Genomic DNA, 20955 nt, shown 5'->3' with positions numbered 1-20955 from the left:
CTGGCATGTGCCGATGCTGCACGCACCCACCGACACCGTCGCTCGGCCGGACGCCATCCGGTGTCGGTGCCGGGCACGAGAATGGGGGCATGCAGATCGCCGTGGGCATCGGCGACGACGGTCGTGTCGAGTTCGTCGACCCCGAGCACCCTGCTGAACCGGTCGCAGAGGCCGAGTACACGGCATCCGCCCCCGTGTTCGCACGACTCGAGCGCGAGTTCGCCCCGCGCTGGGTCTGGGCCGACACGCGGCAGTGGTACCCGGGGCTGCTCGCGAGCGGCGTGCGCCTCGCCCGATGCCATGACCTGCGCCTGTGCGGGGCGATCCTCGACCACTCCACCTCCACGGCCGAGATGCGCACGCGCGGCGGGCACCCCGCGCCGGCCTGGCTGCCGCCCGGGCCGACCATGGTGGAGGCCGTCGTGACCGCCGGCGCGCCGGCGGGCGCACAGCACGAGACGCTGTTCGACCTCGATCTCGACCTCGAGGGCCCGTCGGCCGATCACGCCGAGGTGCACGGGCGGGCGGATGCCGCGGGCGGCCGCGTCTCCGCGTCATCCGTCGCCGACGAGTACCGCCGCCAGATGGCGCTCGTCGAGGGCGGCACGGCTCCCGCGGCCCTGCGCCTGCTCGTCGCAGCGGAGTCGGCCGGGGCCCTGATCGGAGCCGAGATGCGCGCCGCGGGCCTGCCGTGGAGTCGGCTCGTGCACGAGTCCGTGCTCGAGGCGACCCTCGGCGCACGCCCGGCACCCGGCCGCAAGCCCGCGCGTATGGAGGAGATCGCCGCAGAGGTTCGAGCCGAGCTCGGGGCGCCCACGCTCAACCTCGACTCCCAGGTCGATGTCCTGCGCGCGCTCCGCACGGCGGGCGTGCCGACGTCGTCGACCTCGCGCTGGGAGCTTCGCGAGCACGATCACCCGGCGATCGAGCCGCTCATCGCCTACAAGAAGCTCGCGAGGCTGCTGAGCGCCAACGGATGGACCTGGCTCGAAGACTGGGTGCGCGACGATCGATTCCGCCCCGAGTACGTTCCCGGCGGCACGGCGACCGGTCGCTGGGCGACCTCCGGCGGCGGGGCGCTGCAGCTGCCCAAGCTCGTGCGCAGCGCGGTCGTCGCCGACGCCGGGTGGACCCTCGTCGTCGCCGACGCGGCACAGCTCGAGCCGCGTGTGCTCACCGGCATGTCGCGCGACAAGGCGATGGAGCGGGCGGGCCACGGCCGCGACCTCTATCGGGGGCTCGTCGACTCGGGCGTCGTCGCGACGCGCGACGAGGCGAAGGTCGCGATCCTCGGCGCCATGTACGGCGCCACGACGGGCGACAGCGGGCGCCTCGTGCCGCGCCTGGCCCGGGCGTTCCCGCACGCCATGCGGCTCGTCGACGCCGCGGCACGCGACGGCGAGCGAGGCCTGCAGGTCACCACGCTGCTCGGCCGCTCGTCGCCCGTGCCGCCGGCCGAATGGCGGGCGACGCAGGCGAGTGCGAGCCAGCCCGACGCGACGCCCGCCGACGAACGTCGAGCGCGCTCGAGCGCACGCGACTGGGGTCGCTTCACCCGCAACTTCGTCGTGCAGGGCAGCGCGGCCGAATGGGCGCTGTGCTGGATGGCCGACCTGCGCACGCGGCTCGACGCGATCGGCCGCACGGTGTCAGAGGGGGTGCGCCCGGCCGCGGCATCCGGTCCCGTCTTCGACCGTGTGCCGCACCTCGTGTACTTCCTGCACGATGAGATCATCGTGCACACGCCGGTCGAGCACGCCGAGGCGGTCGCCGAGGCCGTCCGCGCGTCGGCGGTCACGGCGGGCAGGCTGCTGTTCGGCGGATTCCCCGTGGAGTTCCCGCTCGATCTGGCCGTGGTCGACAGCTACGCGTCGGCCGACGCCTGACTCGCCGCGCCGAAGTCCGCCGAAGCCGAGCCCGACGTCGAAGCTGCCGTCGAGGCCGCAGCGGACACGCTCGTCGTCGCGTCGGCGAGCAGGGTCGCGGGCGTCCGGCCCGGCCGGCGTCCCCGTCGCGGACGCGTCGTGCTCGGCTCGAACACGAGCCGAGCGTCGCGGGCGAGCGGCTCCGAGGAGACGAGCCAGGTGACGGCGGCCTCGGCCCGCACGAGATCGGCGGATGCCGCGAGGCGGGCGAGTCCGGCCATCGCCGCCGATCCGGGCCGGGCGTCGTCGCCGATCGGGACCGAGGCAGGCGTTCCATCCACGTCCGAGTGCACGGAGGAGTCGCCGTCGTGCGCGGAGCCGGACTGGCTACGGGCGAGATCGAGGCGCTCGCGCCAGCGTCGTGTCTCGGCCGCGATGACGGATGCCGCGTCGAACCCCGGCAGCGACGCCGCGATGAGCACCCGGTCGACGGTCTCGTCCCACGGGTCGGCGCCCGCGGCATCCTGGCCGTCGAGCCACGCCTCGACGGCCAGGCGCCCGGTGTCGGTGAGTCGATGCAGGGGGAGCCCGTCGTCGGTCGTGCCGGCGGGCTCGACGAGGCCCTGCCTGGTGAGCCGTTCGAGCGTGGCGTAGGTCTGGCCGACGTTCACGGTGCGCCGCCCGCCCGTGCGCTCGGCGAGGCCGCCGTGCAGCGCGAAGCCGTAGGCGGGGCCAAGGGTGAGCAGTGCGAGCAGTGCGTCGCGCACGGCCATGGCGCCTCCTTCGGCGATCGATCGCAAGCGGGCGACTCGGAACGTTTCACCGAGCATATAGTTCTCCTGCGCCGCTGACCCGGACCCGCGGCGCGCGGCGCGAATCTTGTCAGGCGCCCGGATCCGCGGCATAATCGCCCGTGACGGTCACGTCGATAATCGAACACCAGCCATCCGGGCTCCCGAGGTCGTAGGGGAAGACGCACCTCGAGAACGGAGACGGAGATGGCCGAGAAGCTGACGCGGGTCGTGCGCCCCGCGCAAGGAGTGCTGTTCGTGCACTCCGCACCGCGCGCGCTGTGCCCGCATGTCGAGTGGGCTGCTGGTCGCGCCCTCGGTGTTGCCGTGAACTTCGACTGGAGCGACCAGCCGGTCTACCGCGGTCTCCTGCGCGCCGAGTTCCACTGGGAGGGCGAAGCCGGTTCCGGTGCGAGGATCGCATCCGCACTCCGCGGGTGGGAGCAGCTGCGCTACGAGGTGAGCGAGGACCCCACGCCCGGTTCCGACGGTGCGCGCTGGATGCACACGCCCGAGCTCGGCGTGTACTTCGCGCAGACCGACGTCGCCGGCAACACCCTCATCGGCGAGGACCGCATCCGCTACGCCATGGAGGTCGCCGGCACCGACCCCCACGAGCTGCACCGCGAACTGCGACTCGCCCTCGGGCAGGCGTGGGACGACGAGCTCGAGCCCTTCCGCCACGCGAGCGACTTCGCCCCCGTCGTCTGGCTGCACCAGGTCGGGTGAGCGCCGTGACGTGACAGACCTCGGCCCGCGCGCTGGCGCCCCGCGATCGTCGGAGAGGAGCTCCCGGTGGACGCACGGACGAAACCCGCTGGCCGTCGACGAAGAAGACCCCGGTGTCGTGCGACACCGGGGTCTTCTTCGTGAGCGGATGCCGCGGCATCCGCGAGCGGACTACACCGAACGGAAGACCGCGACCGCGTTGTGGCCGCCGAACCCGAACGAGTTCGAGATGGCCACCTGGGGGCCGTCGCCGAGCGGCTGGGCTTCGCCCGAGATGCGCAGCGGGATCGCGGGGTCCTGCGTCGTGAGGTTGATCGTCGGCGGTGCGAGGCGGCTCTCGAGCGCGAGCACGGTGAAGACGGCCTCGAGCGCACCCGTGCCGCCGAGCAGGTGACCGGTGGAGGCCTTGGTCGCCGACACGGGGATCTCGTGCACGCGGTCGCCGAACACGCTGAGCAGTGCCGTGTACTCGGCGATGTCGCCGACGGGCGTGCTCGTGGCGTGCGCGTTGATGTGCGTGACCTCGTCGGGCGTCGCACCGGCCTGCGCGAGCGCATCGAGCACGGCACGGCTCGCGCCCCGGCCCTCGGGGTCGTTCGCGGTGATGTGGTACGAGTCGGCGCTGACCGAGCCGCCGGCAAGTTCGGCGTAGATGCGGGCTCCGCGTGCGAGCGCGTGCTCCTCGGTCTCGATCACGAGGCTCGCAGCGCCCTCGCCCATAACGAAGCCGTCGCGGTCGACGCTGTACGGCCGCGAGGCGTGGGCGGGGTCGTCGTTGCGCTTGGACAGCGCCTGCATCGACGAGAACGACGCGAGCGTGATGGGGTGCACGGCCGACTCGGAGCCTCCGGCGATCACGACGTCGGCGAGGCCGAGCTGCAGGTGCTCGTAGGCGTTCGCGAGCGACTCGGTGCTCGATGCGCACGCCGAGGCGACCGTGCGCGCGAAGGCGCGGGCCTCGAAGTGCATCGAGATCGCCGCCGAGGCCGCGTTCGGCATGAGCATCGGAACGGTCATGGGCAGCACGCGACGGGGACCGCGCTCGCGCAGGGTGTCCCACGCGTCGAGCAGGGTCCAGATGCCGCCGATGCCGGTGGCGTAGTCGACGCCGAGGCGCTCGGGTGCGACGTCGGGGGATCCGGCGTCGGCCCAGGCCTCCATCGCCGAGATCAGGGCGAACTGGCTCGAGGGGTCGAGTCGCTTGGCGACGGGACGCTCGAGCACCTCTTCGGGACGCACCTTGGCCGAGGCCGCGAAGTGCACGGGCAGGTCGTATTCGGCGACCCAGTCGTGCTCGAGCGTGCGAGCACCGGATTCGCCGGCGAGCAGGGCATTCCAGCTGTCGCGTGCGGTGCCGCCGAGCGGCGAGGTCGCACCGATGCCGGTGATCACGATCTTCTTGGTCATACGAGAAAGACTCCGATGGGGAGGAAAACGATCAGGCTGATCGAGCGGGCCGGGCGTTCGCACGCCGGCCCGCTCCACGCATCGACTAGGCGGAGGCCTTGACGATGTAGTCGACGGCGTCGCCGACGAGCTTGAGGTTCTTGACCTCTTCGTCGGGGATCTTGACGTCGAACTTCTCTTCGGCGTTGACGACGATGGTCATCATCGAGATCGAGTCGATGTCGAGGTCGTCGGTGAACGACTTGTCCAGCTCAACCGTCTCGGTCGCGATGCCGGTCTCGTCGTTGATGAGCTCGGCCAGGCCGGCAAGCACTTCTTCGGTGGACAATGCCATGGTTCTTCTCCTTGAGGGTGTCTCGTTTGACCGAGAGTCAGTCTAGATGGACAGAGGTCGGCGGTTCAGGGCAGAACCACCACTTGGGCGCCGAACACGAGGCCGGCGCCGAAGCCGATCTGGAGGGCGAGGCCCCCGGAAAGTTCAGGGTGCTCCTCGAGCAGGCGGTGCGTCGCGAGCGGGATGGATGCCGCGGAGGTGTTGCCCGTCGTGGCGATGTCGCGTGCGATCGCGACCGTCTCGGGCAGTTTGAGCTGCTTGGCGAACTCGTCGATGATGCGCATGTTCGCCTGGTGGGGGATGAACGCCGCGAGGTCGGCGCTCGTCACGCCGGCGGCGTCGAGCGCCTGCTTGGCGACCTTCGCCATGTCCCAGACCGCCCAGCGGAACACGGTCTGCCCCTCCTGGCGGAGGGTCGGCCACTCGGCCGTGCCGTCGCGGAAGTCGACGAGCGTGCCGTTCATGCCAACGGCGCCGGCCTTCGAACCGTCGGAACCCCAGATGGTGCGTGCGATGCCCGGGAAGTCGCTCGGGCCGATCACGACCGCGCCCGCGCCGTCGCCCAGCAGGAACGAGATCGAGCGGTCGGTCGGGTCGACGACGTCGGAGAGCTTCTCGGCGCCGATCACGAGGGCGTAGTGCGCGACGCCCGTGCGGATGAGCGCGTCGGCCTGCGCGACGGCGTAGGCGTATCCGGCGCAGGCCGCGTTCGCGTCGTAGGCGGCCGCCGGGTTCGCGCCGACGCGGTCCGCGACGACGGCGGCCATCGACGGCGTCTGCTGCACGTTCGAGATCGTCGCGACGATGACGAGGTCGATGAGCTCGGGCGCGACGCCGGACTTCTCGATGGCTTCGCGTGCGGCATCCGTCGCCAGGTCGAGGGCCGACACGTCGGCACCGGCGCGCGTGCGCGTGATGATGCCGGTGCGCTGCTGGATCCACTCGTCTGAGGAGTCGATCGGGCCGATGAGGTCCTCGTTCGGCACGGCGTTCTCGCCGCGCGCGGCTCCCACGGCGTAGATGCGCGTGTAGGCGGGGCCGTGGGACTGCTGCAGGGTGGGCTTGGTCATGTTCGACATTCTCTCGGTGCGTCGGGCGATGCCGCGAATCAGGCGGACTGCTCGATGAGCTCGATGGCGGCGGCCAGGTCGTCGGGGGTCTTCACGGCGACCGTCGGCACGCCCTTGAGCGCGCGCTTCGCGAGGCCGACGAGTGCGCCGGCCGGCGCGACCTCGATGATGCCGGTGACGCCCGCATCGGCGAACGAGGCCATGCAGAGGTCCCAGCGCACCGGAGACGAGACCTGGCCGACCAGCAGGTCGACGAACTCGGTGCCGGATGTCACGACGCGGCCGTCGTTGTTGGTCCAGAGCGTCTGCGCGGGGTCGGCGGGGTTCAGCGTCGCGGCGACTTCGGAGAGGTGGGCGACGGCCGGAGCCATGTAGCGCGTGTGGAACGCGCCCGCGACCTGCAGCGGGATCACGCGGGAGCCGGCTGGCGGCTCGGCCTTGAGCGTCTCGAGGGCGTCGAGCGCTCCGGCGACGACGATCTGACCGCCGCCGTTGAAGTTGGCGGGCTCGAGTCCGAGTTCGGCGAGCCGTGCGAGCAGTGCGGACTCGTCGCCGCCGAGGACGGCGCTCATGCCGGTCGGCGTCTGCGCCGCGGCATCCGACATCGCGCGACCGCGCTCACCGACGAACCGCATGGCGTCGTCGGCGGAGAGCACGCCCGCGCCGGCGGCGGCGGCGATCTCTCCGACCGAGTGCCCGGCGATGCCGCCGATCTTCTCGGCGCGGCCGTCGGCCAGCAGCGCGTCGAGCGTCAGCAGGCCGGCCGCGACGATGAGCGGCTGCGCCACCGCGGTGTCGCGGATGGTGTCGGCGTCGCTCTCGGTGCCGTGCAGACCGAGGTCGACGCCTGCGGCGGCGGAGTACGAGGCGAGGCGCTCGGCGCGCGAGGCGTCCTCGATCCAGGGAGCGAGGAATCCGGGGGTCTGGGAGCCCTGACCAGGGCAGACGACGACGATCACGTCCCTAGTCTGCCAATCGCACGCCACGGGCGTGTGTGCCGATGCGACAAGCTCTCACGAAAAGGCTTGTGCGCGTCCCACAGCGGCGATCGCGTCAGGGGCGGCGTCGCGGCGGGTGCTCGTGATCGCTCATCGATCCGATGATGAGGGCCGACTGCAGGATCAGGGCCTCGCGCGCACCGGTGGCATCCCATCCGATGACGTCGGAGACGCGCTTCAGGCGGTACCGCACCGTGTTCGGGTGCACGAACAGTTCGCGGGCCGTTGCCTCGAGCGAGCGGCCGTTGTCGAGGTAGCTCCAGAGCGTGGTGAGCAGCTCGGTCGAGTGCGCCTGGAGCGGACGGTAGATGCGGTGCACGAGCGTCGCGCGTGCGAGCGGGTCGCCAGCGAGCGCGCGCTCGGGCAGCAGGTCGTCGGCGTGTACGGGCCGGGGCGCATGCCGCCACGACCTCGCGACGGCGAATCCCGCGAGCGCGGCCTTCGCGCTCTTCGAGGCATCGACGAGGTTGGGCACCTCGTGTCCGAGCACCAGGTGCCCGGGGCCGAAGTGCCCCTCGAGGGCCGTGGCGAACTCCATGAAGGTCATCGCGGGGGAGGTGCCGACCTCGTCGGGCTGGCGCCCGAGCTCGGACCGGCCGATGACGAGCACGAGCCGATTGCCCTGCACGCCGATCAGCACGTCGGCCTGCATGTGCCGGGCGACGCGGCGGACGTGGTCGACGTCGAGCTGCTTCGGCGCCGTGCCCACGAGCACGGCGACCTCGCCATGACCGTGCCATCCGAGCGCGGCGATCCGGCTCGGCAGCTCGTCGTCGTATTCGCCCGAGAGGATCGAGTCGACCACGAGCGCCTCGAGTCGCGCGTCCCAGAGACCGCGGGCCTCGGCCGCCCGCGCGTAGACGTCGGCGGCCGCGAAGGCGATCTCCCGCGAGTACAGCAGGATCGCCTCGCGGAGGGGCTCGCCGCCGTCCTTCACACGGTCCTCGACGACCTCGACCGTGACCCGGATGAGCTGCAGCGTCTGCTGCAGGCTCACCGACCGGAGGAGCTCGCGAGGTGCCGCGCCGAACACGTCGGCGGCGATCCACGGCGTCGAGCGGGGGTCTTCGAACCAGGCGATGAACGACGAGATGCCGGCCTGGGCCACGAGCCCGACCGCCGATCGGCGGCTCGGCGGCATGTCCCCGTACCAGGGCAGCGTGTCCTCCAGACGCTTCAGCGTCTGCGTCGACAACTCACCCGCGATGGTTCGCAACCATGCGAGCGTCTCTGCCTTGGTACGGGGCTTCGCCACCTCGGGTCAGCTCTCGCCGCCGGCGGAACCGGTGGTTCCGGCGTTGACGTCGTGCAGACGGTACTTCGCGATCGCCTGGGCGGGCACCGAACGGTCGATCTCGCCGCGCGCGACGAGCTGCTCGAGCGCGCGAACCACGACCGAAGGGCCGTCGATCTTGAAGAAGCGACGGGCGGCGGCACGCGTGTCGGAGAACCCGAAGTCGTCGGCGCCGAGCGTCGCGAAGTCGCCCGGCACGTACGCGCGGATCTGGTCGGGCACGGCGTGCATGTAGTCGGACACCGCGACGAAGGGGCCGTTCGCGCCCGCGAGCTTGCTCGTGACGTACGGCACGCGCGCCTCGGCGTCGGGGTTGAGGAAGTTGTGCTCGTCGGCGGCGAGGCCGTCGCGGCGGAGCTCGCTCCAGCTCGTGACCGACCAGACGTCGGCGGAGACGCCCCAGTCGTCGGCGAGCAGCTGCTGCGCCTCGAGGGCCCACGGCACGGCCACGCCGGAGGCGAGGAGCTGCGCCGAGGGACCGCTGCCGTTGCCGGCGGCGACCTTGTGGATGCCGCGGAGGATGCCGTCGACGTCGACGCCCTCGGGCTCGGCGGGCTGCACGATCGGCTCGTTGTACACCGTGAGGTAGTACATGACGTTCGGGTCCTGGTGCTGGCCGCCGTACATCCGCTCGAGGCCGGCGCGCATGATGTGCCCGATCTCGTAGCCGTACGCGGGGTCGTAGGCGAGCACGGCCGGGTTGGTCGACGCGAGCAGCGGCGAGTGGCCGTCGGCGTGCTGCAGGCCCTCGCCCGTCAGCGTGGTGCGGCCGGCGGTCGCGCCGATGATGAAGCCGCGCGCCATCTGGTCGCCCGCGGCCCACATGGCGTCGCCGGTGCGCTGGAAGCCGAACATCGAGTAGAAGACGTACACGGGGATCAGGGGCTCGCCCTGCGTGGCGTACGACGTGCCGATGTTCGTGAACGCCGCGAACGCGCCGGCCTCGTTGATGCCGACGTGCACGATCTGGCCCTGCGGGCTCTCCTTGTAGGCGAGCAGTAGTTCGCGGTCGACCGACGTGTAGTGCTGGCCATTCGGGTTGTAGATCTTCGCGGTCGGGAAGAACGCGTCGATGCCGAACGTGCGGGCCTCGTCGGGGATGATCGGCACGATGCGGTGGCCGAAGTCCTTCGAGCGGATGAGGTCCTTCAGCAGGCGGACGAAGGCCATGGTCGTGGCGATCTCCTGCGTGCCCGAGCCCTTCTTCGCGATCGCGTAGGCCGAGTCGTCTGGCAGCGAGATGGCGACGTGCTTCGAGCGGCGCTCTGGCACGTACCCGCCGAGCGCACGGCGGCGCTCCTGCAGGTACTGGATCGCCTCGTCGCCCTGGCCCGGGTGGTAGTACGGGGGCAGGTACGGGTTCTCCTCGAGCTGCGCGTCGGAGATCGGGATGCGCATCTCGTCGCGGAAGCCCTTGAGGTTGTCGAGCGTGAGCTTCTTCATCTGGTGGGTCGCGTTGCGGCCCTCGAAGCTCTTGCCGAGGCCGTAGCCCTTGATGGTCTTCGCGAGGATGACCGTGGGCTGGCCCTTGTGCTCGGTCGCGGCCTTGAACGCGGCGTAGATCTTGCGGTAGTCGTGGCCGCCGCGCTTGAGACCCCAGACCTCGTCGTCGCTGAGGTGCGAGACGAGCTCGAGCGCGCGCGGGTCGCGGCCGAAGAAGTTCTCGCGCACGTAGGCGCCCGACTCGGTCTTGTACGTCTGGTAGTCGCCGTCGGGCGTGACGTTCATGAGGTTGCGCAGCGCGCCGTCGTGGTCGGCGGCCAGCAGCGAGTCCCACTCGCGGCCCCAGACGACCTTGATGACGTTCCAGCCGGCGCCGCGGAAGAAGCTCTCGAGCTCCTGGATGATCTTGCCGTTGCCGCGCACGGGACCGTCGAGACGCTGCAGGTTGCAGTTGATCACGAAGTTGAGGTTGTCGAGGCCCTCGTTCGCCGCGACCTGCAGCTGGCCGCGGCTCTCGACCTCGTCCATCTCGCCGTCGCCGAGGAACGCCCAGACCTGCTGGTCGGAGGCGTCCTTGATGCCGCGGTTGGTGAGGTACTTGTTGAGCTGGGCCTGGTAGATCGCGTTGATCGGGCCGAGGCCCATCGAGACGGTCGGGAACTGCCAGAACTCGGGCATGAGTCGCGGGTGCGGGTACGACGAGAGGCCGTGCGGCGCACGCGACTTCTCCTGGCGGAAGCCGTCGAGGTCGGCGTCGCTCAGGCGGCCCTCGAGGAATGCCCGGGCGTACATGCCGGGGGAGGCGTGGCCCTGGAAGAAGACCTGGTCGCCGCCGCCGGGGTGGTCCTGGCCGCGGAAGAAGTGGTTGAGGCCGACCTCGTAGAGGGACGCGGCGCCCGCGTACGTGGAGATGTGGCCGCCGACCGCGATGTCGGGTCGCTGCGCGCGGTGCACGAGCACGGCGGCGTTCCAGCGGAGCCACGCGCGGTACCGGCGCTCGATGTCCTCGTCGCCGGGGAACTCGGGCTCGTTCTCGGGAGCGATCGTGTTCAGGTAGTCGGTGGTCGGAACCATCGGCACGCCCAGGTGCAGCTCCTTCGAGCGCTTGAGCAGGCTCAGCATGATCTCGCGACCCCGCTGGTGGCCCTTCTCGCTCACGAGCGCATCGAGGGATTCGGCCCACTCGGATGTCTCGTCGGGGTCGGAATCCATGGCCTCGACGGAGTAGGGGTCCTGGTCGTTGACAGTCACAGTCGACCTTTCTCTACGGCAGATCTGCCGGGCGCATCTGTTGCGCGCGCGCGACGAACGGCCGGGTTTCGACCGATCACACTTGGCCATACTAGTGACATTCGCACAACGTTTCGGCTCGGTACGCTGTGCCTTCGCTCACCGTTCCACAACGCAGAGGAGAGAACGGATGCCGCTGCCCGCCGGTGCCCTCGCCCCCGGGTTCGAGCTGGTCGACCAGCTCGGCCGGACCGTGCGCCTCGCCGACCGCCTGCACGCCGGCCCGGTCGTGCTCGTGTTCTTCCCGCTCGCGTTCTCGCGAACGTGCGAGGGCGAGCTGTGCGCGCTCCGCGACGACTTCTCGGTCTTCGAACAGGCGGGCGTGCAGTTGCTCGGCGTCTCGGTCGACTCGAAGTTCGCGCTCCGCGCCTGGGCCGAGGAGCAGGGCTACGGCTTCCCGCTCCTGTCGGACTTCTGGCCGCACGGCGAGGTCGCCCGTGCCTACGACGCGTTCCTCGACGACCGCGGGTACGCGGCCAGGGCCACGTTCGTGATCGACGCCGAAGGGGTGGTCCGCGCGAGCTTCGCGACCGGTCCCGGTGAGGCCCGCAGCCTCGATCAGTACCGCGAGGCGCTCGCGGCGCTCGGCGATCGCTGAGACCGGCCGGGCCCCGCGCGAATGTCGGGCCGACGATGCCCGCTCGCCCGCGGCATCCGTCCCGAGCACGTCGGCACGCGCGATAGCATTGCGGATGCGTCGCTCGCGCGGCGGGCCTTTAGCTCAGTTGGTAGAGCGCCACGTTTACACCGTGGATGTCGTCGGTTCGAGCCCGGCAGGGCCCACTCCACGTCGGACTCCGCTCGATCCCAGTCCACTCCAGGTCATCGGGTTCCGCTTCCGCGGGTGTGCGGCAGGCGCACGAAGGCGGCCACGAGCACGGCGGCGACTCCCGCGATGACGGCGTTCACGCCGATCGCGACCTGGAGACCGGGCAGCAGCGCGGTGGTGGCGGCTGCCGTGACGATCGCCGACATGAGCGGCGTGCCGAGGGCGATGCCGACCTGCTGGCTCAGCGTGACCAGCCCGGTGGCGAGTCCCTGCTGCTCGGCGGGGACGCCCGCCGTCGACGTCACGGTGTAGCCGACGATCGCGACGAGGTTGGCGACGCCGCCCGCGAAGGTCAGGACGAGCAGCGGGATGAGCCATCCGCGGCTCTCCGAGACGAACGCGAGCGGGATCGTCGCCGCCGCCTGCACGGCGAGGCCGATGACGATCGCGGTCTTCGCGTTCGTCCGGCCGATGATCCTCGGTGCCATCAGGCCGCCCAGCACGGTGCCGATGCCGAGGACGCCGAGCACGAGCCCGGCGGCGATCGCGCCGGAGCCGAGGACCTCCTGCAGGTACAGGCTCAGCAGGAACACGAGCGACGTCTCGGTGGCGAAGGCGAGGAGACCGGCGGCGTTGCCCCACACGACGCTGCTTCGCCTGAGGAGCGCGGGCTCCACCAGGGGCTCTCGCACGGAGGACTCCACGGCGAGGAAGACCCCGAAGAGCGCGAGGGCGGCGACGATCGGACCCCAGACGCCCGGATGCGTCCAGCCCGCATGGCCCGACATGTCGATCCCGTAGACGAGCGCGACGAGGGCGAGGGTGATCAGGATCGCACCGGCGACATCGAGCCGCGGGCGCGTGCCGCGCGCGGGTTCGCGCAGCACCAGCGGGCCGATGACGAGCACGGCGAGTGCGACGACGACGTTGACGAGGAACGCCCAACGCCACGACACGGTGCCGGTCAGCAGCCCGCCGAGCACCGCGCCTGCGGTGAATCCGGCGGCCATGAGCGCGCCGTTGAATCCCAGTGCCCGAGCGCGGGCGGGGCCCTCGGGGAACATGGTCGTCATCAGCGCCAGGGCCGCGGGAGCGACCATCGCCGTCGCGATTCCCTGTCCCGCCCGAGCGGCGATGAGCAGGGCCGGATCCTGTGCGAGGCCTCCCGCGAGCGACGAGGCCCCGAGCAGCGCCATGCCGATCAGGAAGAGCCGGCGGCGGCCGAAGAGATCGGCGACGCGGCCGAAGAACAGGGTGAATCCGGCCGCGCAGAGTGCGAGTGCGGTGAAGACCCACTGCAGCCCGGAGACCGTGAACCCGAGGTCAGCCCCGAGGCGGGGCAGTGCGACGTTCAGGATCGAGAAGTCGACGGCGAGCGTGAGGTTCGCGGTGAGCAGGACGGCCATCGCGATGGTCTGCGCCCGGGTCGGGCGGCGGCCGGCGGGCGACGCCGGCGACGCGGGCAGAGGTGGACGGGACGGGGTCGACGAGGCGGTATCGGTCATGGGATCGACGTTGGCCCGGACGATTCCGGTGAGCCAGTACCCCCGTTCGACGACCCTGCGCATGCCTGGCACCGGCAGGGACAGGCTCCGGCGAGGCGGGGAGGACGACAATGGCGTCATGGATGCTCACGGAATCGATGTGCAGCCGGCGGACGCGGATCGCCCGGTGACCGAACTCGGCGAGTTCCTGCGCTCACGCCGCGACCGGCTCACGCCGCGCGAGGCCGGAGTCGACAGTTATGGTCGTCGCCGCGTCCCCGGGCTGCGCCGAGAGGAGCTGGCCCAGCTCGCCGGGGTGTCGATGACGTATCTCACACGCCTCGAACAGGGGCAGTCGCAGAACGCCTCCGACTCGGTGATCCATGCTCTTGCGCGGGCGCTGCAACTCGACGCCGATGAGCGAGCGCACCTGTTCGTGCTGGCCCGCCCGGCCCGACCGAAGCGACCCCGCGCGTCGGAACCCGAGTCGGCGAAACCGGGAGCGGAACAGCTCCTGCACGCGATGGGCGAGGTGCCGGCGGTCCTGCTCGGCCGGTTCAACGATGTGCTGGCGTGGAACCGTGCCGGACACCTGCTGCTGGCCGGGCACCTCGATGCCGACGCGCCCGCCCGGCCCGAGGAGCGACCGAACCAGTTGCGACTCCTCTTCCTCGATCCGCACACCCGCGATCTCTACGTCGACTGGGACGACGAGGCGGCACTCGCCGTCGCGTCGCTGCGATACGTGGCCGCGCAGTTCGCCGACGACCGTCGCCTGGCCGAGCTGGTCGGCGAGCTGAGCGTGAACAGCCCCGACTTCGCCCGGCTGTGGGCCGGGCACGATGTCCGGCTCTGCACGAGCGGCGCGAAGCGATTCCGGCACCCCGAGGTCGGCGACCTCGAACTCGACTACGAGGTGCTGCACCTGCCGGAGGGCAACGGGCAGCGCATCCTCGCCCACAGCGCCCGGTCGGCCAGCACGTCGTCGGCCGCGCTCCGCCTGCTCATGACGGCATCCTGACGCCCGGGCGCCCGTGCAGGCGAACTCCGAAGAGCAGGCTCGAGCGCATCCCCGAACGCACGGCATCTCGTCGGCGGGCCGGTGCCCGACGGTAGGCTGGGCACGTGCCAGCTGCCCTCGCCGACGTCCTCGCCACGATCGAACGCCTCTGGCCGGTCTCCGGTGCGGAGTCGTGGGACTCGGTCGGCCTCGTGGCCGGCGACCCGCGGGCGCAGGTGCGGCGCGTGCTCCTCACGGTCGACGCCGTCGGCGACACGGTCGACGAGGCGCTCGAGTGGGGCGCCGACCTCGTGATCGCGCACCATCCGCTGCTGCTGCGCGGGGTGACGACGGTCGCTGAAGACCGCTACAAGGGCTCGATCCTCTCGCGGCTCATCCGCGCCGACTGCGCGCTCGTCGCCGCGCACACGAACGCCGATGTCGTCGATCGCGGCACGTCGGCGGTGCTCGCCGAGCGCCTCGGCCTCGTCGACGCACGCCCGATCGTGCCGAGCGCGGGTCCGGGCGCCGAAGCCGGCCACGGCCTCGGGCGCGTCGGCCGTCTCGCGGAGCCCACCACGCTCGGCCGCCTCGCCAGACAGCTCGCCGAGATCCTTCCGCCGACGGCGACGGGTGTCCGCGCCGCGGGCGGATTCGACGACCCCGTCGAGACGGTGGCGCTCTGCGGCGGCGCCGGCGATTCGCTGCTCGGCGACCCTGCAGTCCGCGGGGCCGACGTCTACATCACCGCCGACCTGCGCCATCACCCCGCGTCCGAGTCGCGGGAGCAGTCGAAGCTCACGGGCGGGCCTGCGCTGATCGACGTGTCCCACTGGGCGAGCGAGTGGCTGTGGCTGGAAGCCGCGGCCGCCCAGCTGGGCGACGCCCACCCCGAACTCGAGCTCCGCGTGAGCGAGCTCCGCACCGACCCCTGGGACTTCCAGGTCGTGCAATGATGACCATCCGCACCGCGAATCCCACAAGGAGCACCACGTGAATGCAAGCCCCGCCGACCAGCAGCAACTTCTGCGCCTCCAGGCCGTCGACACCCGACTGCAGCAGATCGCGCACCGGCTCGGAAGCCTGCCCCAGTCGGCTCCCATCGCCGAGCTCGCGACCCGCGACACCGCGGTGCGCTCGCGCCGTGCCGAAGCGCAGGGCGCGCTCGAAGACGCGCGCGCCGAGCTCAAGCGCATCGAGTCCGACGTCGCAGTGGTCGAGGCCCGCATCGCCCGCGACAGCGACCGGCTGCAGCACACGTCCTCGACGAAGGACGTTGCGGCCCTCGACTCCGAGCTCGTGTCGCTCCGCAAGCGCCTCTCCGACCTCGAGGACCAGGAACTGATCGTCATGGAGCGCGTCGAGGGCGCCGAGGGCGTCGTCGCCGGCATCGACGGCGAGCGCGCCGCGATCGCCGCCGAGACGGCGGCCCTCGAGGTCGAGCGCGACGAGGCATCCGCCGGCCTGGTGGTCGAGCGCGACGGCACCGAACGCGACCGCGTCGTCGTCGCGGGCGAGATCCCCGCAGAGCTGCTCGCGTACTACGAGCAGCGTCGTGCCCGCGGGGCCGGCATCGGCGCCGCGCTGCTGCGCCAGCGCACGTGCGGCGGCTGCACGATGACGCTCACGGGTTCCGACCTCGACGTCGTGCGTCGCGCCGCGCCCGACGAGGTGCTGCTCTGCCCCGAGTGCGACCGCATCCTCGTGCGCACCGACGAATCGGGCATCTGAGCCGAGCGGATGCCGCGTGCCGGGCCCCGGGGCTCGCACGCGGCCGTTCGGCCCGGTCGCGGCCTGTACGCTTGGCGTGTGAGCGGGTCGGCAAGACGGCCGCGTCATCCGAGCGATCGGATGCCGAGGAACGTCCGGGCTCCGCAGGGCAGGACGGTGGGTAACACCCACCCGGGGCAACCCGCGAGACAGTGCCACAGAAAGCAGACCGCCCGGTGCGCGAGCGCCGGGTAAGGGTGAAACGGTGGGGTAAGAGCCCACCAGCGGCCGCGGTGACGCGGTCGGCTCGGTAAACCTCGTCCGGAGCAAGGCCAGACAGGGAACGATGGGGCTGCCCGTCCCGTTCCCGGGTAGGCCGCTGGAGGGGCACGGCAACGTGTCTCCGAGAGAGATGGTCGTCCAGCCGGTGTCGCGCAAGCGCCCGGTGAACAGAACCCGGCGTATCAGCCGGCCCGCTCACACTCCGACGCCCGATGGCGTCCGGCACACCACGCCCGTGCGCGCGGAGCGCTCAGTCGAGCGCGAGCGCGGCGGCGCCGATGATGCCCGCGTTGTTGCGGTGCACGGCGGGCACGATGGGCGTGCGCAGGTCGAGCAGCGGCAGGAAGTGCTCCTGGTGCTTCGACACGCCGCCGCCGACCACGAAGAGGTCGGGCGAGAAGATGAACTCGACGTGCGAGTAGTAGCGCTGCAGGCGCTTCGCCCAGGCCTCCCAGTCGAGGTCCTCGCGTTCCATGGCGGAGTACGCCGCACGACTCTCGGCGTCGTGGCCGTCGATCTCGAGGTGCCCGAGCTCGGAGTTCGGCACGAGCACGCCGTCGTGGATGAGCGCCGAGCCGATGCCCGTTCCGAGCGTCGTGAGGATCACGAGCCCGTCGACGCCGGCCGCGGCGCCGTAGCGCAGTTCGGCGACGCCGGCGGCATCCGCGTCGTTGATGAAGTGGATGTCGCGGCCGAGCGCCTGCTCGAAGAGCTCCTCGGCGGGCAGCCCGATCCACTTCTTCGAGATGTTCGCGGCCGAGAGCGTGTGCCCGCGCTTGACGATCGCGGGGAAGCAGACGCCGAGCGGGAGCCCCTCGAGGTCGAAGTCGCCGCCGACCTGCTCGAGCAGTTCGGCCGTCGACGCGATGATGCCGTCGGGTTCGCCGCCGTCGGGAGTGAGGACCTTGCGTCGCTCGGTCACGAGTGCACCCGTCGCGAGATCGACGACCGCCCCCTTGATGCCCGTTCCGCCGATGTCGATCCCGATCGCGTGCTTGGTCGCCATGCGGCCACACTATCGCGGGCGGCTGCGAGGTCGGCTCAGGGAAGCGTGAGGATCTCAGCGCCGCGTTCGGTCACCACGAGCGTGTGCTCGAACTGCGCCGTGAGCGAGCGGTCGCGCGTGACGACGGTCCAGTCGTCGGCCCAGACATCCCACTCGACGGAGCCGAGCGTGAGCATCGGCTCGATCGTGAAGACCATGCCCGGCTCGATGACCGTGTCGAACTGTGGGGCGTCGTAGTGGGGGATCACGAGACCCGTGTGGAATGCGCGGCCGACCCCGTGGCCGGTGTAGTCGCGCACGACGCCGTAGCCGAACCGCTTCGCGTACGCCTCGATCGCCCGGCCGATCACGTTCACCTGCCGACCAGGGGCGACGGCGCGGATGCCGCGGGCGAGCGCCTCGCGCGTGCGCTCGACCAGTAGCGCCGCCTCCTGGCCCGCGTCGCCGACGAGGAACGTGTGGTTGAGGTCGCCGTGATAGCCGTCGAGGTACGCGGTCACGTCGATGTTGACCAGGTCGCCGTCTTCGAGCGCGGTGTCGTCGGGGATGCCGTGGCAGATGACCTCGTTGATCGACGTGCACGAGGACTTCGGGTATCCCCGATAGCCGAGGGTCGACGGGTACGCGCCGTGCGAGACGACGAACTCGTGCGCGACCCGGTCGAGCTCGTCGGTCGTGACGCCCGGGCGGATCGCGGCCGCCGCGGCCTCGATCGCACCGGCGGCGATCCGCCCCGCCGCGCGGATGCGCTCGACCTCGTCGGGGGAGTACCGGTCGCCCTCGGTGTTCTGCGCGGGCGCCGCACGCCCCACGTACTCGGGTCGGGCGATCGTGGACGGCACCTGGCGCGTGGGCGAGAGTCGTCCGGGAATCAGGTGGCCAGCGGCATCCTTCGGCATAGGATCAAGCCTATGACCGAGGACATCGAACACCGGTTCTGGTACAACCTCAAGACGGGCGCCGTCGAGCAGGGCTTCCAATCGCCGTCGATCGATCGGGCCGGCCCGTTCGACACGCGCGAGGAGGCCGAGCACGCGCTCGAGAAGCTCCGCGCGAACAGCGAGAAGTGGGCTGCGGAGGACGCGGCCGACGACTGAGCCCGGCACGCGTCGCGCTCCGCGTCTGCGGTGGTGCGCCGCAGCGCCGCGCTACTCGTAGCTGTGCTCGGCGCTCGGGTACTCGCCCTTCGCGACGTCGTCGCGCCATTCGACGGCGGCCCTGCCGAGGATGCCCGCGAGATCGGCGTACTGCCGCACGAACTTCGGCACGCGGCCCGTCGTGAGGCCGGCCCAGTCGGTCCAGACGAGCAGCTGCCCGTCGGTGTGCGGGCCTGCGCCGACGCTGATCGTCGGGATGTCGAGGCGCTCGGTGACCTGGCGCGCCGCGTCGGAGGGCACCATCTCGAGCACGACGGCGAACGCACCGGCATCCTGCACCGCCTCGGCGTCGGCGAGCAGTTGCGCGACGCCCTCGCCGCGACCCTGGATGATGTGCCCGCCGAGGCCGTGCTCGCTCTGCGGCGTGTAGCCGATGTGCGCCATGACCGGGATGCCGGCCTGCACGACGCGGCGGATCTGCTCGGCGCTGCGCACGCCGCCCTCGAGCTTGACCGCGTGCGCGCCCGTCTCCTTCATGAAGCGGATGGCGGTGTGCAATGCCTCCTCGGGGCCAACCTCGTAGGAGCCGAACGGCATGTCGGCGATGACGAACGCCCGCTTGACCGCGCCCGCGACGGCGCGCGTGAGCGGGATCAGCTCGTCGACCGTGACGGGCAGCGTGGTCTCGTACCCGAACACGTTGTTGCCCGAGGAATCGCCGACGAGCAGGAAGTCGATGCCGGCCTCGTCGAAGATGCGGGCGGTGAGCTGGTCGTAGCTCGTGAGTCCCGTGATCTTGATGCCGTCGCGCTTGGCGTTCTGGAAGTGCCTGGTGCGCACCCGCTTGGGGCCGCCGGCCGCTGCGCCCCCGTACGGTGTCGTCTCGGTGACCGGTTCGGACCGCCCCGCCGTGTTCGGCGCGTCGGGGGCGGCGGGAGTTGCAGGCTGCTCTGACATGTCGAAAGTCTCCCATACGTGCCGCGGCGAACGGCCCGACGTGAGCCCGCTTACCGCTACCCTGAGTAGAGCGAGAGAGGGTGTGGATGGACAAGCAGCGTGACTTCGTTCTTCGGACGATCGAAGAGCGGGGGGTCAAGTTCGTCAGGCTCTGGTTCACCGACGTCGTCGGCACCCTCAAGTCGGTGGCGATCGCCCCGGCCGAGGTCGAGGGCGCGTTCACCGAGGGCATCGGCTTCGACGGCTCGGCCATCGAGGGGCTCAGTCGTACCTACGAGTCCGACCTGCTGGCCTACCCCGACCCGACCACGTTCCAGACGCTCCCGTGGCGCGGCGACATCGATCCGACCGCGCGCATGTTCTGCGACATCACGACGCCCGACGGCGAGCCCGCCGTCGCAGACCCCCGCAACGTGCTCAAGCGCACGCTCGCGCGCGCCGCCGACCGCGGCTTCACGTTCTACACGCACCCCGAGATCGAGTTCTACCTGCTCAAGTCGTCGAAGTTCGGGCCCGAGGGTCCGCAGCCCGTCGACTCGGCCGGCTACTTCGACAACGTTCCGGGCGGCACGGCCCACGACTTCCGCCGCCGGTCGGTGCGCATGCTCGAAGACCTCGGCATCTCGGTCGAGTTCAGCCACCACGAGGCCGGCCCCGGCCAGAACGAGATCGACCTCCGGTACGCCGACGCACTCACGACGGCCGACAACATCATGACCTTCCGCACGGTCATCAAAGAGGTCGCGATCGAGCAGGGCGTCTACGCCACCTTCATGCCGAAGCCGTTCTCGCAGTACCCCGGCAGCGGCATGCACACGCACCTCTCGCTCTTCGAGGGCGACGCGAACGCCTTCTACGAGGCGGGCTCCCAGTACCAGCTCTCGAAGATCGGCCGCCACTTCATCGCCGGTCTCCTCCGGCACGCCAACGAGATCTCCGCGGTCACGAACCAGTTCGTGAACTCCTACAAGCGGCTCTGGGGCGGCGACGAGGCACCGAGCTTCATCTGCTGGGGCCACAACAACCGCTCGGCCCTCGTTCGCGTGCCGCTCTACAAGCCCAACAAGGGCCAGAGCGCACGCGTCGAGTACCGCGCCATCGACTCCGCGGCCAACCCGTACCTCGCGTTCTCGCTGCTGCTCGCGGCAGGCATGAAGGGCATCGAAGAGGGCTACGAGCTGCCGGCCGAGGCCGAAGACGACGTCTGGGCCCTGACCGACAGCGAACGCCGCGCGCTCGGCTACAACCCGCTGCCCGCGAGCCTCGACCACGCGATCGAGTACATGGAGGAGTCCGAGCTGGTCGCCGAGACGCTGGGCGAGCAGGTCTTCAACTACGTGCTCGCCAACAAGCGCGCCGAATGGCGCGACTACCGTTCGCAGGTGACCCCCTTCGAGCTGCAGCGCAACCTCGAGATCCTCTGACGCGC

General features: G+C 71.0%; 19 protein-coding genes, 1 tRNA gene and 1 other RNA gene. 10 read left to right on the top strand and 11 right to left on the bottom strand.

Annotated features, from left to right (window positions below):
* Positions 1-89: 89 nt before the first annotated feature.
* Positions 90-1886: a bifunctional 3'-5' exonuclease/DNA polymerase gene (locus BM342_RS11620; protein ID WP_092965861.1), complete on the top strand. Its 1797-nt coding sequence runs from the start codon at positions 90-92 to the stop codon at positions 1884-1886.
* On the opposite strand, the gene BM342_RS11615 is transcribed toward BM342_RS11620, so the two are convergent.
* Positions 1865-2638 carry a PadR family transcriptional regulator gene (locus BM342_RS11615; protein ID WP_177232141.1) on the bottom strand — a complete coding sequence of 258 codons (774 nt, stop codon included), beginning with the start codon at positions 2636-2638 and terminating at the stop codon, positions 1865-1867. The two genes, BM342_RS11620 and BM342_RS11615, sit on opposite strands and share 22 nt — an antisense overlap.
* A 225-nt stretch (positions 2639-2863) precedes the next feature.
* Here BM342_RS11615 and BM342_RS11610 point away from each other — a divergent pair, with 225 nt between their 5' ends.
* Entirely contained in the window at positions 2864-3385 is a 522-nt protein-coding gene (locus BM342_RS11610) for a DUF3145 domain-containing protein (RefSeq protein WP_092965857.1), read from the top strand.
* Between the two features lie 171 nt (positions 3386-3556).
* Here BM342_RS11610 and BM342_RS11605 read toward each other — a convergent pair whose 3' ends face one another.
* From BM342_RS11605 to aceE, 6 genes are all read right to left on the bottom strand, one after another.
* Positions 3557-4792 (bottom strand): beta-ketoacyl-[acyl-carrier-protein] synthase family protein, encoded by a 1236-nt coding sequence (locus tag BM342_RS11605; protein WP_092965855.1) that lies wholly within the window; start codon positions 4790-4792, stop codon positions 3557-3559.
* Positions 4793-4877: 85 nt separating this feature from the next.
* Positions 4878-5126, bottom strand: a complete 249-nt coding sequence (locus BM342_RS11600; RefSeq protein WP_092965853.1) for an acyl carrier protein — start codon at positions 5124-5126, stop codon at positions 4878-4880.
* A 65-nt stretch (positions 5127-5191) separates the two neighbouring features.
* Entirely contained in the window at positions 5192-6196 is a 1005-nt protein-coding gene (locus BM342_RS11595; protein ID WP_092966825.1) for a beta-ketoacyl-ACP synthase III, read from the bottom strand.
* Between the two features lie 38 nt (positions 6197-6234).
* A complete protein-coding gene (locus BM342_RS11590; RefSeq protein ID WP_092965851.1) occupies positions 6235-7155 on the bottom strand; it encodes an ACP S-malonyltransferase in 921 nt (306 codons plus the stop codon).
* Positions 7156-7249: 94 nt separating this feature from the next.
* A complete protein-coding gene (locus tag BM342_RS11585) occupies positions 7250-8389 on the bottom strand; it encodes a PucR family transcriptional regulator (RefSeq protein WP_255368706.1) in 1140 nt (379 codons plus the stop codon).
* A 66-nt stretch (positions 8390-8455) separates the two neighbouring features.
* Complete coding sequence (aceE, locus tag BM342_RS11580; RefSeq protein ID WP_092965848.1) at positions 8456-11182, bottom strand: pyruvate dehydrogenase (acetyl-transferring), homodimeric type; 2727 nt, start codon at positions 11180-11182, stop codon at positions 8456-8458.
* 169 nt (positions 11183-11351) lie between these two features.
* On the opposite strand from aceE, the gene BM342_RS11575 reads away from it, so the two are divergent.
* Together BM342_RS11575 and BM342_RS11570 are read left to right on the top strand one after the other, a co-directional pair.
* Positions 11352-11819 carry a peroxiredoxin gene (locus tag BM342_RS11575; RefSeq protein ID WP_092965846.1) on the top strand — a complete coding sequence of 156 codons (468 nt, stop codon included), beginning with the start codon at positions 11352-11354 and terminating at the stop codon, positions 11817-11819.
* Between the two features lie 112 nt (positions 11820-11931).
* Positions 11932-12004, top strand: a tRNA-Val gene (locus tag BM342_RS11570).
* 39 nt (positions 12005-12043) lie between these two features.
* On the opposite strand, the gene BM342_RS11565 is transcribed toward BM342_RS11570, so the two are convergent.
* Positions 12044-13495 carry an MFS transporter gene (locus BM342_RS11565; protein WP_092966823.1) on the bottom strand — a complete coding sequence of 484 codons (1452 nt, stop codon included), beginning with the start codon at positions 13493-13495 and terminating at the stop codon, positions 12044-12046.
* Between the two features lie 166 nt (positions 13496-13661).
* Between BM342_RS11565 and BM342_RS11560 the strand changes: the two genes are divergently transcribed.
* From BM342_RS11560 to rnpB, 4 genes are all read left to right on the top strand, one after another.
* On the top strand, positions 13662-14495 hold the full coding sequence (locus tag BM342_RS11560; RefSeq protein ID WP_369823137.1) for a helix-turn-helix transcriptional regulator: 834 nt from the start codon (positions 13662-13664) through the stop codon (positions 14493-14495).
* A gap of 104 nt (positions 14496-14599) precedes the next feature.
* A complete protein-coding gene (locus tag BM342_RS11555; RefSeq protein WP_092965842.1) occupies positions 14600-15430 on the top strand; it encodes a Nif3-like dinuclear metal center hexameric protein in 831 nt (276 codons plus the stop codon).
* 37 nt (positions 15431-15467) lie between these two features.
* Complete coding sequence (locus BM342_RS11550) at positions 15468-16205, top strand: zinc ribbon domain-containing protein (protein WP_092965840.1); 738 nt, start codon at positions 15468-15470, stop codon at positions 16203-16205.
* 83 nt (positions 16206-16288) lie between these two features.
* Positions 16289-16664, top strand: an RNA gene (gene rnpB, locus BM342_RS11545) — RNase P RNA component class A.
* Positions 16665-16716: 52 nt separating this feature from the next.
* Here the strand turns inward: rnpB and ppgK are convergent.
* Both ppgK and map read right to left on the bottom strand, forming a co-directional pair.
* Positions 16717-17472 carry a polyphosphate--glucose phosphotransferase gene (gene ppgK / locus BM342_RS11540; RefSeq protein ID WP_092965838.1) on the bottom strand — a complete coding sequence of 252 codons (756 nt, stop codon included), beginning with the start codon at positions 17470-17472 and terminating at the stop codon, positions 16717-16719.
* A 35-nt stretch (positions 17473-17507) separates the two neighbouring features.
* Positions 17508-18371: a type I methionyl aminopeptidase gene (map, locus tag BM342_RS11535; protein ID WP_092965836.1), complete on the bottom strand. Its 864-nt coding sequence runs from the start codon at positions 18369-18371 to the stop codon at positions 17508-17510.
* Positions 18372-18383: 12 nt separating this feature from the next.
* Between map and BM342_RS11530 the strand changes: the two genes are divergently transcribed.
* Complete coding sequence (locus BM342_RS11530) at positions 18384-18569, top strand: SPOR domain-containing protein (RefSeq protein WP_092965834.1); 186 nt, start codon at positions 18384-18386, stop codon at positions 18567-18569.
* 51 nt (positions 18570-18620) lie between these two features.
* Here the strand turns inward: BM342_RS11530 and panB are convergent, their stop codons facing one another.
* Positions 18621-19526 (bottom strand): 3-methyl-2-oxobutanoate hydroxymethyltransferase, encoded by a 906-nt coding sequence (gene panB, locus BM342_RS11525; RefSeq protein WP_092965832.1) that lies wholly within the window; start codon positions 19524-19526, stop codon positions 18621-18623.
* A gap of 86 nt (positions 19527-19612) precedes the next feature.
* On the opposite strand from panB, the gene glnA reads away from it, so the two are divergent.
* Positions 19613-20950, top strand: coding sequence for a type I glutamate--ammonia ligase (glnA, locus tag BM342_RS11520; protein ID WP_092965830.1), 1338 nt, complete (start codon positions 19613-19615; stop codon positions 20948-20950).
* Positions 20951-20955: the final 5 nt, after the last annotated feature.

Source organism: Agromyces sp. CF514, from assembly GCF_900113185.1.
GTDB lineage: Bacteria > Actinomycetota > Actinomycetes > Actinomycetales > Microbacteriaceae > Agromyces.
Note: the sequence above shows the minus strand (reverse complement) of the source record. Positions and strands in the feature narration are given on the sequence as shown.